This window comes from Lysobacter sp. N42 (assembly GCF_004344885.1).
This window is the reverse complement of sequence record NZ_SKFB01000012.1, coordinates 1-15767: the sequence shown is the minus strand read 5'-3', so window position 1 is coordinate 15767 and position 15767 is coordinate 1. Positions and strand designations below refer to the sequence as shown.

Sequence of the window (15767 nt, the reverse complement as noted above, 5' to 3'; positions counted from 1 at the left end):
ATTGGGGATTAGGGATTCGTTGAAGCGCAGGTTCGGGGCGTCGGGATCGCGGCGTGGCGCCTTTGCGAATCCCGAGTCCCGAATCCCGAATCCCGTCAGCCTTCCTCCAGCTCCATGTTGATCGCCAGCGAGCGGATTTCCCTCACGAGGACGTTGAAGGACTCCGGCATGCCCGCGACCATGTCGTAGTCGCCGTCGACGATGTTCTTGTACATCTGGTTGCGGCCCTGCACGTCGTCGGACTTCACCGTCAGCATTTCCTGCAGGGTGTAGGCCGCGCCGTAGGCTTCCAGCGCCCAGACTTCCATCTCGCCGAAGCGCTGGCCGCCGAACTGCGCCTTGCCGCCCAGCGGCTGCTGGGTGACGAGCGAGTACGGGCCGGTCGAACGCGCGTGCATCTTGTCGTCGACCAGGTGATTCAGCTTCAGCATGTGCATGTAGCCGATCGTCACCGGGCGCTCGAACGCTTCGCCCGTGCGGCCGTCGTGCAGGATGGTCTGGCCGCTGGTCGGCAGGTCCGCGAGCTCGAGCATGCGCTTGATCTCGGTTTCCGCCGCGCCGTCGAACACCGGGGTCGCCATCGGCACGCCGTCGGTGAGGTTCTTCGCCAGCGTGATCAGCTCCTGGTCGGTGAACTGCGACAGGTCCACACGCTCGCCCACGACCGAGGTGTCGTGGTTGTAGATCTCGTTGAGGAACGCGCGAAGCTCGGTCACCGCGGCCTGCGCCTGCAGCATGCGGTCGATCTTCTTGCCCAGGCCCTTCGCGGCCCAGCCCAGGTGCACCTCGAGGATCTGGCCGATGTTCATTCGGCTCGGCACGCCCAGCGGGTTGAGCACGATGTCGACCGTCTGGCCGTCGGTCGTGTACGGCATGTCCTCGACCGGAACGATCGTCGACACCACGCCCTTGTTGCCGTGGCGGCCGGCCATCTTGTCGCCCGGCTGGATGCGGCGCTTAACGGCCAGGAACACCTTGACCATCTTGAGCACGCCCGGAGCCAGATCGTCGCCCTGGGTGATCTTCGCGCGCTTGTCGGCGAAGCGGCGCTCGAACTCCTTCTGGTACTCCTCGATCTGCTTCTGCGCGCGCTCGATGGCCTCCACGGCCTCCTCGTCCTTCATGCGCAGGGTGAACCAGTCCTTCTTGGACAGGCTGTCGAGCACCAGCGAGGTGACGGTGTCGCCCTTCTTCAGGCCGGCGCCGCCGTTGGCGACCTTGCCGATCAGCTGCGAGCGCAGGCGGTCGTAGATCGCCGCCTCGAGGATGCGGAACTGGTCGTCGAAGTCCTTCTTGACGCGGCGGATCTCGTTTTCCTCGATCTGGCGCGCACGCTTGTCCTTCTCGATGCCGTCGCGGGTGAAGACCTGCACGTCGATGACGGTGCCGTCCATGCCCGGCGGCACGCGCAGCGAGCTGTCCTTCACGTCGGACGCCTTCTCGCCGAAGATCGCGCGCAGCAGCTTCTCTTCCGGCGTCAGCTGGCTCTCGCCCTTGGGCGTGACCTTGCCGACCAGGATGTCGCCGGCGCGGACCTCGGCGCCGATGTACACCACGCCCGACTCGTCGAGGCGGCCGAGCGCCTGCTCCGACACGTTCGGGATGTCGGCCGAGATCTCCTCCGGCCCGAGCTTGGTGTCGCGCGCGACGCAGGTCAGCTCCTCGATGTGGATCGTCGTGTAGCGATCCTCCTCGACCACGCGCTCGGAGAGCAGGATCGAGTCCTCGAAGTTGTAGCCGTTCCACGGCATGAACGCGACCAGCATGTTCTGGCCGAGCGCGAGCTCGCCGATGTCGGTCGACGGGCCGTCGGCCAGCACGTCGCCGCGCTCGACGCGGTCACCGACCTTCACCAGCGGGCGCTGGTTGATGCAGGTGTTCTGGTTGGAGCGCGTGTACTTGATGAGGTTGTAGATGTCCACGCCGGCGTCCAGGCCTTCGTTGACCTCGTCCTCGTTGACCTTGACCACGATGCGCGCGGCATCAATGGCCTCGATCACGCCACCGCGGCGCGCGTTGACCGTGACACCCGAGTCGCGCGCCACGGCGCGCTCGATGCCCGTGCCGACCAGCGGCTTCTGCGCGCGCAGCGTCGGCACCGCCTGGCGCTGCATGTTCGCGCCCATGAGCGCGCGGTTGGCGTCGTCGTGCTCCAGGAACGGCACGAGCGCGGCGGCCACCGACACGGTCTGCATCGGCGAGACGTCCATGAAGTGGACCTCGCTCGGCGGCTTGAGCAGCGACTCGCCCTGGTAACGGCAGGCCACGAACTGCGCGGTCATCACGCCGTTCTCGTCCTGCGGCGCATTCGCCTGCGCGATGACGTACTCGTTCTCCTCGATGGCCGAGAGGAACTCGATCTCATCCGTCACGCGGCCGTCCACGACGCGGCGGTACGGCGTCTCCAGGAAGCCGTAGCGGTTGGTGCGCGCGAACACGGCGAGCGAGTTGATCAGACCGATGTTCGGGCCTTCCGGCGTCTCGATGGTGCAGACGCGGCCGTAGTGCGTCGGATGCACGTCGCGCACCTCGAAGCCGGCGCGCTCGCGGGTCAGGCCGCCCGGGCCGAGGGCCGAGACGCGGCGCTTGTGCGTGACTTCCGACAGCGGGTTGTTCTGGTCCATGAACTGCGACAGCTGCGAGGAGCCGAAGAACTCCTTGATCGCGGCGGCCACCGGCTTGGCGTTGATGAGCTCCTGCGGCGTGAGGCCTTCGGACTCCGCCATCGACAGGCGCTCCTTGACCGCACGCTCCACGCGCACCAGGCCCACGCGGAAGGTGTTCTCGGCCATCTCGCCGACCGAACGCACGCGGCGGTTGCCGAGGTGGTCGATGTCGTCGACGACGCCGCGACCATTGCGGATCTCGGTGAGCACGCGGATGACGTCGAGGATGTCGGACGAGTCACCGAAGGTGTTGCGCAGGCGCGCGGGCTCGTCGCCCTTCATGTCGGCGAAATACTTCGCGTCGTACAGCACCGCCGCGCCCTCGGTTTCCTTGCGGCCCAGGCGACGGTTGAACTTCATGCGGCCGACCGCCGAGAGGTCGTAGCGCTCGAAGGTGAAGAACAGGTTGTGGAACAGGTTCTGCGCGGCGTCCTTCGTCGGCGGCTCGCCGGGGCGCATCATGCGGTAGATCTCGACCAGCGCCTCGAGCTGGGTCTTGGTCGGATCGATGCGCAGGGTGTTGGAGATGTACGGGCCGCGGTCGAGGTCGTTCACCCACAGCGTGCCGACCTGCGCGATGCCGGCCTTGCGGAAGGCCTCGAGGTGGCCCTCGTTGAGCTCCTCGTTGGCACTGGCCAGCAGCTCGCCGGTCTTCGGGTCGACGACGTCGTGCGCGAGGATGCGGCCGACGACGTAGCTGTCCGGCACGGCGAGCGCGGCGATGCCGGCCTGCTCGAGCTGGCGGACGTGGCGCGCGGTCACGCGGCGGCCGGCCTCGACGATGACCTTGTCACCGTCGGCCAGGTCGAAGTCCAGCGTCTCGCCACGCAGGCGCTCGGGCACGAGCTCCCACTCCACGCCCTCGGGCAGCACGTGGAAGGTGTTGATGTCGAAGAAGTGCCGCAGCATCTCCTCGTTGCTGTAGCCCAGCGCGCGAAGCAGGATCGTCACCGGCAGCTTGCGGCGACGGTCGATGCGGCAGAAGACCGCGTCCTTCGGGTCGAACTCGAAGTCCAGCCAGGAGCCGCGGTAGGGAATGATGCGCGCGGAGTACAGCAGCTTGCCCGAGCTGTGCGTCTTGCCGCGGTCGTGGTCGAAGAACACGCCCGGCGAGCGATGCAGCTGGGAGACGATGACGCGCTCGGTGCCGTTGACGATGAAGGTGCCGTTCTCGGTCATGAGCGGGATCTCGCCCATGTAGACCTCCTGCTCCTTCACGTACTTGATCGCCTTGGTCGACGACTCGCGGTCGTAGATCACCAGGCGGACCGTGACGCGGAGCGGCGCGCCGTAGCTCATGCCGCGCGTGCGGCACTCGCGCTCGTCGAAGGCCGGCTCGCCGAGCTTGTAGCCGACGTACTCGAGCGCGGCATTGCCGCTGTAGCTGACGATGGGGAACACGGATTTCAGGGCGGCATGCAGGCCCTTGTCCTCGCGCTTGGCGGGGTCGATGTTCTCCTGCAGGAACTCCCGGTAGGAGTCGACCTGGATGGCGAGCAGGAAGGGCACTTCGAGGATGGCGCGGCGCTTGCCGAAATCCTTGCGGATGCGCTTTTTCTCGGTGAACGAGTACGTCGTCATGGGCTGCCTCTGTGGAGCCGGGATTCGGGATTCGGGATTGGGGATTCGCTACGGCCGAAGCGGCCGGACGATGTCTGCGCGAATCCGCAATCCCGAATCCCTCATCCCGAATGCGATGAACTGTCAGTTGGAAGCCGCGCGTATTGCCGGCACGCGCACGCCTTCTGCTGCTGCTTCCAACTACCAACTCGGGTTGGGTTTCGGTGCTGCGAGGATCGGACGGGGCCGATCCGGTGCTGCCTGAACGGGGTGGAGCTCAAAAACGCCAAAGGCCGAGGGGGTGAGCCTCGGCTTTGGGTGAATCGTCATTCCCGCCGGAGCGGGAATCCAGTGACTTTCGTTGGGTGCAACGTCGGTTCCTGGAGGTGGAGCCGGGTGACGCCGGTTCCGGTGGCCCTTCTGAAGCAGATGCAAAAGAAGGGTCACTGGATCCCCGCTTTCGCGGGGATGACGTATCGGCAAAGGCGGCTGCGGCGAGCGCAGCCGCGCCGATACGTTACTTGACCTCGACGGTCGCGCCGGCGGCTTCCAGGTCCTTCTTCATCTTCTCGGCGTCTTCCTTCGACACGCCTTCCTTCACGGTGCCGCCGGCCTCGGTGAGGTCCTTGGCTTCCTTCAGGCCCAGGCCGGTGATGGCGCGGACGGCCTTGATGACCTCGACCTTCTTGTCGCCAGCCGACTTCAGGATGACGTTGAACTCGGTCTGCTCCTCGACCGGAGCGGCAGCGGCGGCCGGGCCGGCGGCCATGACCGGAGCGGCGGCGGAGACGCCGAACTTCTCCTCGATGGCCTTCACCAGGTCCATCACTTCCATCAGCGACTTGGCGGCGATGGCGTCGACGATCTGCTCGTTGGACAGGGACATTTCGATTTACCTCTGGAAATTGGTTTCTAAAGCGGATTCAGGAAAGAACGTCGACGATCAGGCGGTTTCCGCGGCGGCTTCCGCCGGCGCGGCTTCGCCACCACCCTGCTGGTCGGCCACGGCCTTGACGGCGCGGGCGAACATCGCGGCCGGCTCGGACAGCACGCGGGCCAGCATCGCGAGCGCCTGCTCGCGGGTCGGCAGCGAGGCCAGCACGTCCACGTGGGCGGCCGGCAGCAGCTTGCCTTCGACCGAAACGACCTTCGCCTTGAGCTTGTCGTTGCCCTTGGCGGCGTCCTTGATCAGGCGGCCGGCGGCGCCGGGCTCCTCGAGCGAGAACGCGTACAGCAGCGGACCGGTCAGGGCGTCCTTGACGCACTCGAACTCGGTGCCTTCGACGGCGCGCGAGGCGAGCGTGTTCTTGACGACCTTGAGGTACACACCCGTTTCGCGAGCCTTCTTGCGCATCTCGGTCATCTGACTGACCGTGGTGCCCGCGTACTCGGCCGCGACCAGGGAGTGCGCCTTGCCGGCGATTTCCGCCAGCTCCGCGACGACTTCCTGCTTCTGGGACAGATTGAGAGCCATTGCACTCCTCCAATTGAACTCCGCGCCCGGCATGTGCCGTCGCGGGACGGGGCGGCGCCTGTCCATGGCACCGGGGAAACCTCCAAGGGGCTTCCCGGTGGTGGCCGTCCAGAAACGAATTTCCAGAAGGGCACCATCTACGCAGGCTGGATGGATTAAGCGGCCCCGCTTCGACCGACGGCGATTCCCTTGCCGTGTGAGCTTCCGTTGCCCGTCGCCGGTCGGCGCAGACCGCACCTGCGGTCTTTGACGGTCACGGCCGCATGAGCGGCCGCGCCTTCAAAAGAGTCGGCCGGCGGCATGCGCCACCGGCCTTTCAACACTTACTTCAGCGCCAGCGAGGCCTGGTCGACGATCACGCCCGGACCCATGGTCGAGCTGATCGCGATCTTCTGCAGGTACTGGCCCTTCGAGGTCGCCGGCTTGGCCTTGATCAGGTCAAGCAGCAGCGCCTGCAGGTTGTCCTTGAGCTTGTCGGCGTCGAAATCGGCCTTGCCGATCGTGCAGTGGATGATACCCGCCTTGTCCGTGCGGTAACGGACCTGGCCGCCCTTGGCGTTCTTGACCGCTTCAGCCGGGTTGGCCGAGACGGTGCCGACCTTCGGGTTCGGCATCAGGCCGCGCGGGCCGAGGACGGTACCGAGCTTGCCGACCACGCGCATCGCGTCCGGCGTCGCGATGACGACGTCGTAGTTCAGCTCGCCGCCCTGCATGCGCTCGGCCAGGTCGTCCATGCCGACCGCGTCGGCACCGGCGGCGAGGGCCTCGTCGGCCTTCGCACCGGCCGGCGCGAACACGGCGACGCGGACCGTCTTGCCGGTACCGGCCGGCAGCACGGTCGAGCCGCGCACCTGCTGGTCCGACTTCTTGGCATCGACGCCCAGGCGCACCGCGACGTCGATGGACTCGACGAACTTGGCTTTGGTCGACGTCTTGAGGATCTGGATGGCCTCTTCGATCGGATAGGCCTTGCCCGGGACGACGGCGGCCTTGATCGCCTTCTGGCGCTTGTTCATTGCCATGTTCTTAGCCCTCCACCACGAGACCCATCGAACGGGCCGAGCCCGCGATGGTCTTCACTGCCGCTTCGAGATCCGCCGCCGTGAGGTCGGCTTCCTTCTGCTTGGCGATCTCCTCGAGCTGGGCGCGGGTGACCTTGCCCACCTTCTCGGTGTTCGGACGCTTGGAGCCCGACTGGATGCCCGCAGCCTTCTTCAGCAGCACCGAAGCCGGGGTCGACTTGGTGACGAAGGTGAACGTACGGTCCGAGTAGGCCGTGATGATGACCGGGGTCGGCAGACCCGGCTCGAGCTTGGAGGTCGCGGCGTTGAACGCCTTGCAGAACTCCATGATGTTCAGGCCGCGCTGACCCAGCGCAGGACCGACCGGCGGCGAGGGGTTGGCCTGACCGGCCTTCACCTGCAGCTTGATGTAACCGACAACCTTCTTTGCCACGATCTTTCTCCTGGAGTTCGAACGTCAGCGGCTTGCGCCGGTGACTCCTCCTCTTGGTTGAAATCGCGAAGGCGGCTACGCCGCTTTCGCCCCGCCGGTGTTATCCGGCCGAACGGCCGGATGAACAGCGGCAATTATCCGAACCGAAGGTTCGGGTAATGCTTATTTGGCTTTTTCGACCTGGCCGAACTCGAGCTCGACCGGCGTGGAACGACCGAAAATCAGCACCGCCACGCGCAGGCGGCTCTTCTCGTAGTTGATCTCTTCCACGACGCCATTGAAGTCGTTGAAGGGGCCGTCCACCACGCGGACCATCTCGCCCGGCTCGAACAGCACCTTCGGACGCGGCTTCTCGACGCCTTCCTGGACGCGCTGCAGGATCTGGTCGGCCTCGCGGTCGGAGATGGGCAGCGGGCGATCGGCGGTGCCGCCGATGAAGCCCATCACCTTCGGCGTCTCCTTGATGAGATGCCAGCACTCGCTGTCGATGCGCGGGATGCCGTTGTCGTCGTTGACGGCGATCTGCACGAGCACGTAGCCCGGGAAGAACTTGCGCTCGGAACGGCGCTTCTGGCCGGAGCGCATCTCCACGACTTCCTCGGTCGGCACCAGCACGTCGCCGAACTTCTCTTCCATGCCCTCGCGCGCGATGCGGTCGCGCAGCGCCTGGGCCACGGACTTCTCGAAGCCCGAGTAGGCGTGCACGACGAACCAGCGCTTGTTCACTTCGGTCATATCAACGTCCCAGCAGCAGCTTGATCACCCACTGGATGACCGCATCGAATCCGGCCAGCAGCAGGCTGATGACGACAACCGCCACCATCACCACCCATGTCGTGCGCAAGGCTTCCTGCCGCGTCGGCCAGACCACCTTGCGCAGCTCGAAGCGCGACTCGGACAGGAACTCCCGGGTCTGCGCACCCTTCGCGGAAGTCGCGAAGACGGCGGCGCCGGCGACGACGCCCGCGACCACCAGCAGGGCCCGCAGCGCGGTCGCCCAGTCCTCGAACCAGTAGAAGCCGAACACGCCCGCCGCCACCAGCAGCAGCGCCACGACGTACTTGACGACTTCCCCGGCGCCGGACGGGCCGCGTGCTTGTTCGACCTTGGTGCTCACGTGTCGCGAGTCCCTCGCAAAAGCCCCGCATCCCGCACGGACTTCGATGTGTTTCGGTGGACGGCCGGTTCCCGCTGACCGTCGAAGTGGCACGCCAGGAGGGACTCGAACCCCCAACCTGCGGTTTTGGAGACCGCTGCTCTGCCAATTGAGCTACTGGCGTATGTCTCTGTGGGCGCTTCCCGAAAAGGCAACGGCGGCCTGCGCCGCCCTGCCGGTTTCCCTAGCGCCCTGAAGCCGGCTGGCGCCGGCTTCGGGTTGGTGCGGGACCTGATCGGTGAAGCGACAGCAGGATCAAGGCCCCTGGATCCCCGCTTTCGCGGGGATGACGATCTGACCCGTGCGCGCCGCTGGCGCGCACGGCTTTGTCAGATCGTCACTTGATGATCTTCGCCACCACGCCGGCGCCGACGGTGCGGCCGCCTTCGCGGATCGCGAAGCGCAGGCCCTCGTCCATCGCCACCGGGTTGATCAGCTGCACCGTCATCTTGATGTTGTCGCCCGGCATGACCATCTCCACGCCCTCAGGCAGGGTGATCGAACCGGTGATGTCGGTCGTGCGGAAGTAGAACTGCGGACGGTAGCCCTTGAAGAACGGGGTGTGACGGCCGCCCTCTTCCTTCGACAGCACGTACACCTCGGCCTCGAACTCGGTGTGCGGGGTGATCGTGCCCGGCTTGGCCAGCACCTGGCCGCGCTCGACCTCGTCACGCTTGGTGCCGCGCAGCAGCAGGCCCGCGTTGTCGCCCGCCTGGCCCTGGTCCAGCAGCTTGCGGAACATCTCCACGCCCGTGACGACCGTCTTCTGCGTGGGGCGGATGCCCACGATCTCGATTTCGTCGCCCACCTTGATCACGCCGCGCTCGATACGGCCGGTGACCACCGTGCCGCGGCCGGAGATCGAGAACACGTCCTCGACCGGCATCAGGAACGGCTTGTCGATCGCACGCTGCGGCTCCGGAATGAAGGTGTCCAGCGCCTCCACCAGCTTCAGCACCGCCGGCACGCCGATCGGCGACTGGTCGCCCTCCAGCGCAAGACGCGCCGAACCGGCGATGATCGGGGTGTCGTCGCCCGGGAAGTCGTACTTGGAGAGCAGCTCGCGCACTTCCATCTCGACCAGCTCGAGCAGCTCCGGGTCGTCCACCATGTCGGCCTTGTTCAGGAACACCACGATGTACGGCACGCCCACCTGGCGCGACAGCAGGATGTGCTCGCGCGTCTGCGGCATCGGGCCGTCGGCGGCCGAGCACACCAGGATCGCACCGTCCATCTGCGCCGCACCCGTGATCATGTTCTTCACGTAGTCGGCGTGGCCCGGGCAGTCCACGTGCGCGTAGTGGCGCGTCGGGCTCTCGTACTCCACGTGCGCCGTCGAGATCGTGATGCCGCGCGCCTTCTCTTCCGGCGCCGCATCGATCTGGTCGTACGCCTTGAACTCGCCACCGAAACGCTCGGCGCCAATCTTCGTCAGCGCCGCCGTCAGCGTCGTCTTGCCATGGTCAACGTGACCGATCGTGCCCACGTTCACGTGGGGCTTGGTGCGCTCGAACTTACCCTTGGCCATGGCGTGTGTCTCGCTGACGTTGTGTGGGGAGTACTGCTTTTCTTGAAGAGTCCGGCCAGGGATGGCCGGGCTTTGCGGAGGAACCCGCAGGGGTGGTGCTCACGACTGGAATCGAACCAGCGACCTCCTCCTTACCAAGGAGGTGCTCTACCGACTGAGCTACGTGAGCGGAACTTCTTTCCGGGCAGGTGTCTGTCGCGGCGTCAATGGAGCGGGAGACGGGAATCGAACCCGCACCATCAGCTTGGAAGGCTGAGGTTCTACCATTGAACTACTCCCGCGCCGGACGACCTGCTTGGGTTACTGCACCGCCGGTTGGTAAGGCCTGCGGTTGGAACTCTTGCTGCCGATCCGGCAAGCCGGATCGGGCGGTGGAGGGAGGTGGATGGCTGCGGCGCTACGCGCCCTGGCCCTTCGGGCCGCGCCTGTCGGCGCGCACGATGAGGCTTCGCCTCATCGCCGAACCAGCGGTGGATCTCATCCACCTCCGATCCGTGCCCGGCCACACTTCCGCCGGTGTACTGCTCTACATCCTGAAACTGGTGGAGGGAGGTGGATGGCTGCGGCGCTACGCGCCTTGGCCCTGCGGGCCGCGCCTGTCGGCGCGCACGATGAGGCTTCGCCTCATCGCCGAACCAGCGGTGGATCTCATCCACCTCCGATCCGTGCCCGGCCACACTTCCGCCGGTTTACTGCTCTACATCCTGAAACTGGTGGAGGGAGGTGGATTCGAACCACCGAAGGCGTGAGCCAGCAGATTTACAGTCTGCCCCCGTTGGCCGCTTGGGTATCCCTCCGGAGAGCCCGCAATTCTGGCGGAGCGCTCAGGCCAAGTCAACGCATCGTTCACCCGGCCGGAGCGGAACCGGACCGCCGGTCAGACGTTGAAGCGGAAATGCAGCACGTCGCCCTCGGCCACCCGGTACTCCTTGCCTTCCAGGCGCAGGCGGCCGGCGTCGCGGGCACCGGCTTCGCCGCGGTACTTGATGAAGTCGTCGAAGGAAATCGTCTCGGCGCGGATGAACCCCTTCTCGAAATCGGTATGGATCACGCCTGCGGCCTGCGGGGCCGTGGAGCCGGCCTTGACCGTCCAGGCCCGGACTTCCTTCACGCCAGCAGTGAAGTAGGTCTGCAGGCCCAGCAGCTTGTAGGCGGCGCGGATCACGCGGTTCAGGCCCGGCTCGTCCAGGCCCAGGTCGGCGAGGAAGGCGTCGCGGTCGGCGTCGTCGAGCTGGCTGAGCTCCTCCTCGATGGCAGCCGATACCGGCACCACCTCGGCGCCCTCGGCCGCGGCACGGGCGCGCACCGCGTCCAGGTGCGGATTGTTCTCGAAGCCGTCCTCCAGCACGTTGGCCACGTACATGACCGGCTTGAGGGTCAGCAGGAACAGGTCGCGGACCTGGGCACGGTCGTCGTCCGACAGCTCGACCGTACGGGCCGGCTTGCCGTCGTCCAGGGCCTTGCGGATGCGGCCGAGCACCTCCAGGCGGGCCTTGGCGTCCTTGTCGCCCGACTTGGCCGAGCGCTCGGCGCGCTGGATGGCCTTGTCTACGGATTCGAGGTCGGCCAGCGCGAGCTCGGTGTCGATGGTCTCGATGTCGGCGATCGGGTCGACCCGGCCGGCGACGTGGATCACGTCCGGGTGGTCGAAGCAGCGCACCACGTGGGTGATCGCGTCCACTTCGCGGATGTGCGCGAGGAACTTGTTGCCCAGGCCCTCGCCCGAGGCCGCGCCGGCGACCAGGCCGGCGATGTCGACGAACTCGACCGCCGTCGGGATCACCTTCTGCGGCTTGACGATCTCGGCCAGCTGGCCCAGGCGCGGGTCGGGCACCGGCACGACGCCCACGTTCGGCTCGATCGTGCAGAAGGGGAAGTTGGCCGCGGCGATGCCCGCCTTGGTCAGCGCGTTGAAGAGGGTCGACTTGCCGACGTTGGGCAGGCCGACGATGCCGCATTTGATGCCCATGGTGAAATCCGGGATTAGGGATTCGGGATTCGGGATTCGGAAAAAGCCGGACTGACGCTTTTTCGAATCCCGAATCCCCAATCACGAATCCCGAGCCGTATTCAGCCGCTTCATCGCCTCGTTGACGTCGCCGGCCACGGCCAGTGGCATGACGTCGACGGCGTCGTCGATGGCGCGCAGGATCAGTGCTTCGTCCGCTGGCGAAGGCTTGCCCAGCACCCAGCCGACGACCTTGTCCCTGTGCCCCGGATGGCCGATGCCCACGCGCAGGCGGTGGAACTTCGCGTGCCCCAGCAGCCGGATGGTGTCGCGCAGGCCGTTCTGGCCGCCATGGCCGCCGTCGAACTTCAGTCGCGCGGTGCCGGGCGGCAGGTCGAGCTCGTCGTGCGCCAGCAGCGCCTCCTCGGGCTCGATCTTCCAGAACCGCAGCGCGGCGGTGACCGACTTGCCGGAGAGGTTCATGAACGTGGCCGGCTTGAGCAGCCAGACGCCCTGCCCCGCGATGTCGACCTTGCAGGCCTCGCCGAAGAGCTTGGGCTCGACGCGGAAGCTGCCGCCGTACCTGCGGGCGAGCGCGTCCGCGAACCAGAAGCCGGCATTGTGCCGCTGGCGCGCGTGCTCGGGCCCGGGGTTGCCCAGTCCGACAATGAGTTTCAGGCCTGCCATCGCGTGGTCCGCAAACGCGAACGGGCCGGCCACAGCGGCCGGCCCGTCGCGTCGATGCGATTACTTCTTGTCGCCTTCCGCGGCCGGCGTCTCGTCCTCGTCGGACGTGCGGGCGGCCTTGGCGATGACGATGGCCACGTCGTGCTCCTTGCCAAGCTTGAGCTCGGGGATCTCGACGCCCTCCGGCAGCTTGATGTCCGAGAGGTGCACGATGTCGCCCTGCTTGAGGTCGGCGAGGTCGATCTCGAGGAACTCCGGCAGGTTCTTCGGCAGGCAGCTCACTTCCACCTCGTTGAGCTCGTGGGTGACCACGACCTCGGCGGACTTGCCGGCCGGCGACTTCTCCTGGTTCAGGAAGTGCAGCGGCACGCGGGCGCGCAGCGTCTGGTTGGCGTCCACGCGCTGGAAGTCCAGGTGCATGATCTGCTGCTTGTACGGGTGGCGCTGCATGTCACGCAGCAGCACGCTCTCGACCTGGCCGTCAATGTCCAGGTTCAGGATCGAGGCGTAGAACCACTCGTTCTGGCTGGCGAGCCAGGTCTTCTCGTGGTCGAGCTGGATGGACTTCGGCTCGGCGTTGCCGCCGTAGACGATGGCCGGGACGACCGCCGAGCGACGCAGGCGGCGGCTCGCACCCTTCCCCGCGTCGGTCCGGGCCGTGGCCTGGATGGTGTGTTCGGACATTGGATTGCTCACTTCTTACAGCAGAGGAAACCGCCTCGCGGCGATGGAATGACTCACCCGCGACCAGGTGAGCCGTTTGGAACGGGATTCGGGATTCGGAATTCGGGATTCGCGACGGCGACAGCCGCACCGAACCTCCAATCCCGAATCCCCGTCGACGTCAGTCGACGTAAAGCGAACTCACCGACTCGCCGAAGGACACGCGGCGGATCGTCTCGGCCAGCAGCTCCGCGACGGAAAGCTGGCGGATCTTGGTGCAGGCGCGCGCGGCGTCGGAAAGCCGGATGGTGTCGGTGACGACGAGCTCGTCGAGCGCCGAATTGGTGACGTTGTCGATCGCCGCGCCCGACAGCACGGGGTGCGTGCAGTAGGCGACGACCTTGGTCGCGCCCCGCTGCTTGAGCGCGCCGGCGGCGGCGCCGAGCGTGCCGGCGGTGTCGACGATGTCGTCCACCAGCACGCAGGTCTTGCCCTCGACGTCGCCGATGATGTTCATCACGGTCGCGACATTCGCCTTCGGGCGGCGCTTGTCGATGATCGCGAGGTCCGCGTCGTCCAGGCGCTTGGCGATCGCGCGGGCGCGCACCACGCCGCCCACGTCGGGGCTGACCACCACCATGTTGTCGGTGCCGTGCGCGCGCCAGATGTCGGCCAGCAGCAGCGGCGAGGCGTAGACGTTGTCGACCGGGATGTCGAAGAAGCCCTGGATCTGGTCGGCGTGCAGGTCGACCGTGAGCACGCGGTCGGTGCCGACCGCGCTGAACATCTTGGCCGCCACCTTCGCGGTGATCGGCACGCGCGAGCTGCGCGGGCGGCGATCCTGGCGGGCATAGCCGAAGTACGGCACCACGGCGGTGACGCTGCTGACGGAGGCGCGCTTGAGCGCGTCGATCAGCACCAGCAGCTCCATGAAATTCTCGGCGGTGGGGGCGTTCGTCGGCTGGATGACGAAGACCTCCTGCCGCCGCACGTTCTCCTCGATCTCGACCTGCACTTCGCCGTCGGAGAACTTGCCGACCAGCGCCTTGCCGGGGCGCACGCCGAGTTCCTTGCAGACGGCCTCGGCGAGCGGGCGGTTGGCGTTTCCGCTGAAGACGAGGAGGTTGCGGTCTTTGTGCATGTCGGGATCGGGGATTCGGGATTCGGGATTCGAAAAAACCGAGGAACCGGAACCGGGCGGGCTCTTGCGAATCCCGAATCCCGAATCCCGAATCCCCAATGTCATTGGCAGGGGCGGAAGGATTCGAACCTACGAATGCCGGGATCAAAACCCGGTGCCTTAACCACTTGGCGACGCCCCTACAGCTCTGCGAGCGCGCGGTGCAGCGGGGAAACCTGCGCACCCCGCACGAGGCGGACCCGCAGATCGCCCGGCAGCCCCGGCAGCGCGGCTTCGGCGGACTCGCGCGTGGCGAATTCGACGAAGCAGCCACTGCCCGTCCCGGTGAGACGCGCCTGGCCCACCTGCGACAGCGCGGCGAGGCAGGCGTCGACCGCCGGCTCGCGCGCGCGCAGGACGGGCTCGAATGCGTTACCGAGCCGTGCGCCTGAAACGAAGTCCGCCATTTTCAGGGGCGGTGAATCGCGCGTCAAATCAGGGGAAGCAAAGAGCGGGCCGGTGGCGCTGTGCACGCCGGGCTCGGCGACGACGTACCAGGCCGGCGGCAGGTCGACCGGCTCCAGCCGCTCGCCCACCCCCTCCGCCCAGGCGTTGCGGCCGAGCACGAAGACCGGCACGTCGGCGCCCAGCCGCAGGCCGAGGCGGGCCAGCCCGGCCAGCGGCCGGTTCAGGCCCCAGAGGCGATTGAGGGCGACCAGCACCGTGGCCGCGTCGGACGAACCACCGCCGAAGCCGCCGCCGGTCGGAATCCGCTTTTCGATGCGGATGTCGATACCTTTCGAGACGTTGGCGTCTGTTTGCAGCAACCTGGCCGCACGGACGGTCAGGTCGGACTCGTCGTCGACGCCCGCCACGCGCGCGCCTTCGCGGCGGATGGCGCCGTCATCGCGCAGGCGCAGGTGGATGCGATCCCCCCACTCCAGCAGGCGGAAGACGGTCTGCAGCTCGTGATAGCCGTCGGGCCGGCGGCCGGTGATGCGCAGGAAGAGGTTGAGCTTGGCCGGCGCGGGCCAGCGGGACCAGCCGCCGGTCATTCCGCGCCGTCGGTCCAGCGGTCGACGACCAGGCGCACGCGGGCGGCGTCGCGCCGCGCGTCGATGCGGCTGGGCAGTGTCGCGGCGGGGTCGGCCGGCCAGGCGTAGTCGATGGTCCAGCCGCCCTGCGCCAGGCGCGCCAGGCGGCCATCCGGCGCGAAGCCGGCCTGCGCGGGCTGGCCGGGCGCCGGCAGCCCCCGCAGCCAGTCGCCCAGCGAGGCGACCGGGATGTCCCAGCGGGTGGCCTGCTGCAGCAGCGCAGCGGCGTCGGGGCCGGAGCGGGGGCCGCCTTCGAGCCCCTCCAGGCGCGCACCCTGCGGACCGCCGGACAGGCGCCAGCTCTGCCGCGTGACCGGTGCCGTCAGGGCGACCTCGTAGCCCGCGAGAGCCCTCCAATAACTCCCTCGGCTCTGCAAGCGATGGCATCCGCATCTGACGTTTCCGCACAGACAAGC

14 protein-coding genes, 5 tRNA genes and 2 other RNA genes are annotated in these 15767 nt (G+C 67.1%); all 21 read right to left on the bottom strand.

Annotated elements, in window-relative coordinates:
• Window positions 1-95: 95 nt before the first annotated feature.
• Window positions 96-4247 carry a DNA-directed RNA polymerase subunit beta gene (gene rpoB / locus EYQ95_RS15980; protein ID WP_132328212.1) on the bottom strand — a complete coding sequence of 1384 codons (4152 nt, stop codon included), beginning with the start codon at window positions 4245-4247 and terminating at the stop codon, window positions 96-98.
• A gap of 496 nt (window positions 4248-4743) precedes the next feature.
• On the bottom strand, window positions 4744-5112 hold the full coding sequence (gene rplL / locus EYQ95_RS15975; RefSeq protein ID WP_132328211.1) for a 50S ribosomal protein L7/L12: 369 nt from the start codon (window positions 5110-5112) through the stop codon (window positions 4744-4746).
• A gap of 57 nt (window positions 5113-5169) precedes the next feature.
• Complete coding sequence (gene rplJ / locus EYQ95_RS15970; protein WP_132328210.1) at window positions 5170-5700, bottom strand: 50S ribosomal protein L10; 531 nt, start codon at window positions 5698-5700, stop codon at window positions 5170-5172.
• 323 nt (window positions 5701-6023) lie between these two features.
• Complete coding sequence (rplA, locus tag EYQ95_RS15965; RefSeq protein ID WP_132328209.1) at window positions 6024-6722, bottom strand: 50S ribosomal protein L1; 699 nt, start codon at window positions 6720-6722, stop codon at window positions 6024-6026.
• A gap of 4 nt (window positions 6723-6726) precedes the next feature.
• Window positions 6727-7155, bottom strand: coding sequence for a 50S ribosomal protein L11 (rplK, locus tag EYQ95_RS15960; protein WP_132328208.1), 429 nt, complete (start codon window positions 7153-7155; stop codon window positions 6727-6729).
• Between the two features lie 162 nt (window positions 7156-7317).
• The gene (gene nusG, locus EYQ95_RS15955; protein WP_132328207.1) at window positions 7318-7890 is read right to left on the bottom strand and encodes a transcription termination/antitermination protein NusG; all 573 of its coding nucleotides are present in this window, start codon (window positions 7888-7890) and stop codon (window positions 7318-7320) included.
• Window position 7891: 1 nt separating this feature from the next.
• On the bottom strand, window positions 7892-8272 hold the full coding sequence (secE, locus tag EYQ95_RS15950) for a preprotein translocase subunit SecE (RefSeq protein ID WP_132328206.1): 381 nt from the start codon (window positions 8270-8272) through the stop codon (window positions 7892-7894).
• An 87-nt stretch (window positions 8273-8359) separates the two neighbouring features.
• Window positions 8360-8435 (bottom strand) — tRNA-Trp (locus EYQ95_RS15945).
• 213 nt (window positions 8436-8648) lie between these two features.
• On the bottom strand, window positions 8649-9839 hold the full coding sequence (gene tuf, locus EYQ95_RS15940; RefSeq protein WP_132328205.1) for an elongation factor Tu: 1191 nt from the start codon (window positions 9837-9839) through the stop codon (window positions 8649-8651).
• A 93-nt stretch (window positions 9840-9932) separates the two neighbouring features.
• Window positions 9933-10008: transfer RNA gene (locus EYQ95_RS15935), tRNA-Thr, on the bottom strand.
• A 38-nt stretch (window positions 10009-10046) separates the two neighbouring features.
• Window positions 10047-10120 (bottom strand) — tRNA-Gly (locus tag EYQ95_RS15930).
• Between the two features lie 88 nt (window positions 10121-10208).
• Window positions 10209-10341: non-coding RNA, RtT sRNA (locus tag EYQ95_RS15925), on the bottom strand.
• A 38-nt stretch (window positions 10342-10379) separates the two neighbouring features.
• A non-coding RNA gene (locus EYQ95_RS15920) (RtT sRNA) lies at window positions 10380-10512 on the bottom strand.
• A 38-nt stretch (window positions 10513-10550) separates the two neighbouring features.
• Window positions 10551-10636, bottom strand: a tRNA-Tyr gene (locus tag EYQ95_RS15915).
• Window positions 10637-10716: 80 nt separating this feature from the next.
• On the bottom strand, window positions 10717-11808 hold the full coding sequence (ychF, locus tag EYQ95_RS15910) for a redox-regulated ATPase YchF (RefSeq protein WP_132328204.1): 1092 nt from the start codon (window positions 11806-11808) through the stop codon (window positions 10717-10719).
• Window positions 11809-11889: 81 nt separating this feature from the next.
• On the bottom strand, window positions 11890-12474 hold the full coding sequence (gene pth, locus EYQ95_RS15905; protein WP_132328203.1) for an aminoacyl-tRNA hydrolase: 585 nt from the start codon (window positions 12472-12474) through the stop codon (window positions 11890-11892).
• Between the two features lie 60 nt (window positions 12475-12534).
• Window positions 12535-13158 carry a 50S ribosomal protein L25/general stress protein Ctc gene (locus EYQ95_RS15900; RefSeq protein WP_132328202.1) on the bottom strand — a complete coding sequence of 208 codons (624 nt, stop codon included), beginning with the start codon at window positions 13156-13158 and terminating at the stop codon, window positions 12535-12537.
• 160 nt (window positions 13159-13318) lie between these two features.
• Window positions 13319-14278 carry a ribose-phosphate diphosphokinase gene (locus tag EYQ95_RS15895; protein WP_132328201.1) on the bottom strand — a complete coding sequence of 320 codons (960 nt, stop codon included), beginning with the start codon at window positions 14276-14278 and terminating at the stop codon, window positions 13319-13321.
• Window positions 14279-14383: 105 nt separating this feature from the next.
• Window positions 14384-14459: transfer RNA gene (locus tag EYQ95_RS15890), tRNA-Gln, on the bottom strand.
• Window positions 14458-15312 (bottom strand): 4-(cytidine 5'-diphospho)-2-C-methyl-D-erythritol kinase, encoded by an 855-nt coding sequence (ispE, locus tag EYQ95_RS15885; protein ID WP_132328200.1) that lies wholly within the window; start codon window positions 15310-15312, stop codon window positions 14458-14460. The genes EYQ95_RS15890 and ispE overlap by 2 nt, the downstream gene beginning before the upstream one ends.
• Window positions 15309-15767, bottom strand: a 459-nt coding sequence (gene lolB / locus EYQ95_RS15880; RefSeq protein WP_132328199.1) for a lipoprotein insertase outer membrane protein LolB, incomplete at its 5' end; no start/stop codon positions are given. The genes lolB and ispE, both read right to left, overlap by 4 nt.

What these genes read in the sequence shown, in the direction of transcription:
- rpoB (WP_132328212.1), bottom strand. Translation starts at nt 4,247, where the DNA reads ATGACGACGTACTCGTTCACCGAGAAAAAGCGCATCCGCAAGGATTTC.
- rplL (WP_132328211.1), bottom strand. Translation starts at nt 5,112, where the DNA reads ATGTCCCTGTCCAACGAGCAGATCGTCGACGCCATCGCCGCCAAGTCG.
- rplJ (WP_132328210.1), bottom strand. Translation starts at nt 5,700, where the DNA reads ATGGCTCTCAATCTGTCCCAGAAGCAGGAAGTCGTCGCGGAGCTGGCG.
- rplA (WP_132328209.1), bottom strand. Translation starts at nt 6,722, where the DNA reads ATGGCAATGAACAAGCGCCAGAAGGCGATCAAGGCCGCCGTCGTCCCG.
- nusG (WP_132328207.1), bottom strand. Translation starts at nt 7,890, where the DNA reads ATGACCGAAGTGAACAAGCGCTGGTTCGTCGTGCACGCCTACTCGGGC.
- tuf (WP_132328205.1), bottom strand. Translation starts at nt 9,839, where the DNA reads ATGGCCAAGGGTAAGTTCGAGCGCACCAAGCCCCACGTGAACGTGGGC.
- ychF (WP_132328204.1), bottom strand. Translation starts at nt 11,808, where the DNA reads ATGGGCATCAAATGCGGCATCGTCGGCCTGCCCAACGTCGGCAAGTCG.
- pth (WP_132328203.1), bottom strand. Translation starts at nt 12,474, where the DNA reads ATGGCAGGCCTGAAACTCATTGTCGGACTGGGCAACCCCGGGCCCGAG.
- EYQ95_RS15900 (WP_132328202.1), bottom strand. Translation starts at nt 13,158, where the DNA reads ATGTCCGAACACACCATCCAGGCCACGGCCCGGACCGACGCGGGGAAG.
- EYQ95_RS15895 (WP_132328201.1), bottom strand. Translation starts at nt 14,278, where the DNA reads ATGCACAAAGACCGCAACCTCCTCGTCTTCAGCGGAAACGCCAACCGC.
- ispE (WP_132328200.1), bottom strand. Translation starts at nt 15,312, where the DNA reads ATGACCGGCGGCTGGTCCCGCTGGCCCGCGCCGGCCAAGCTCAACCTC.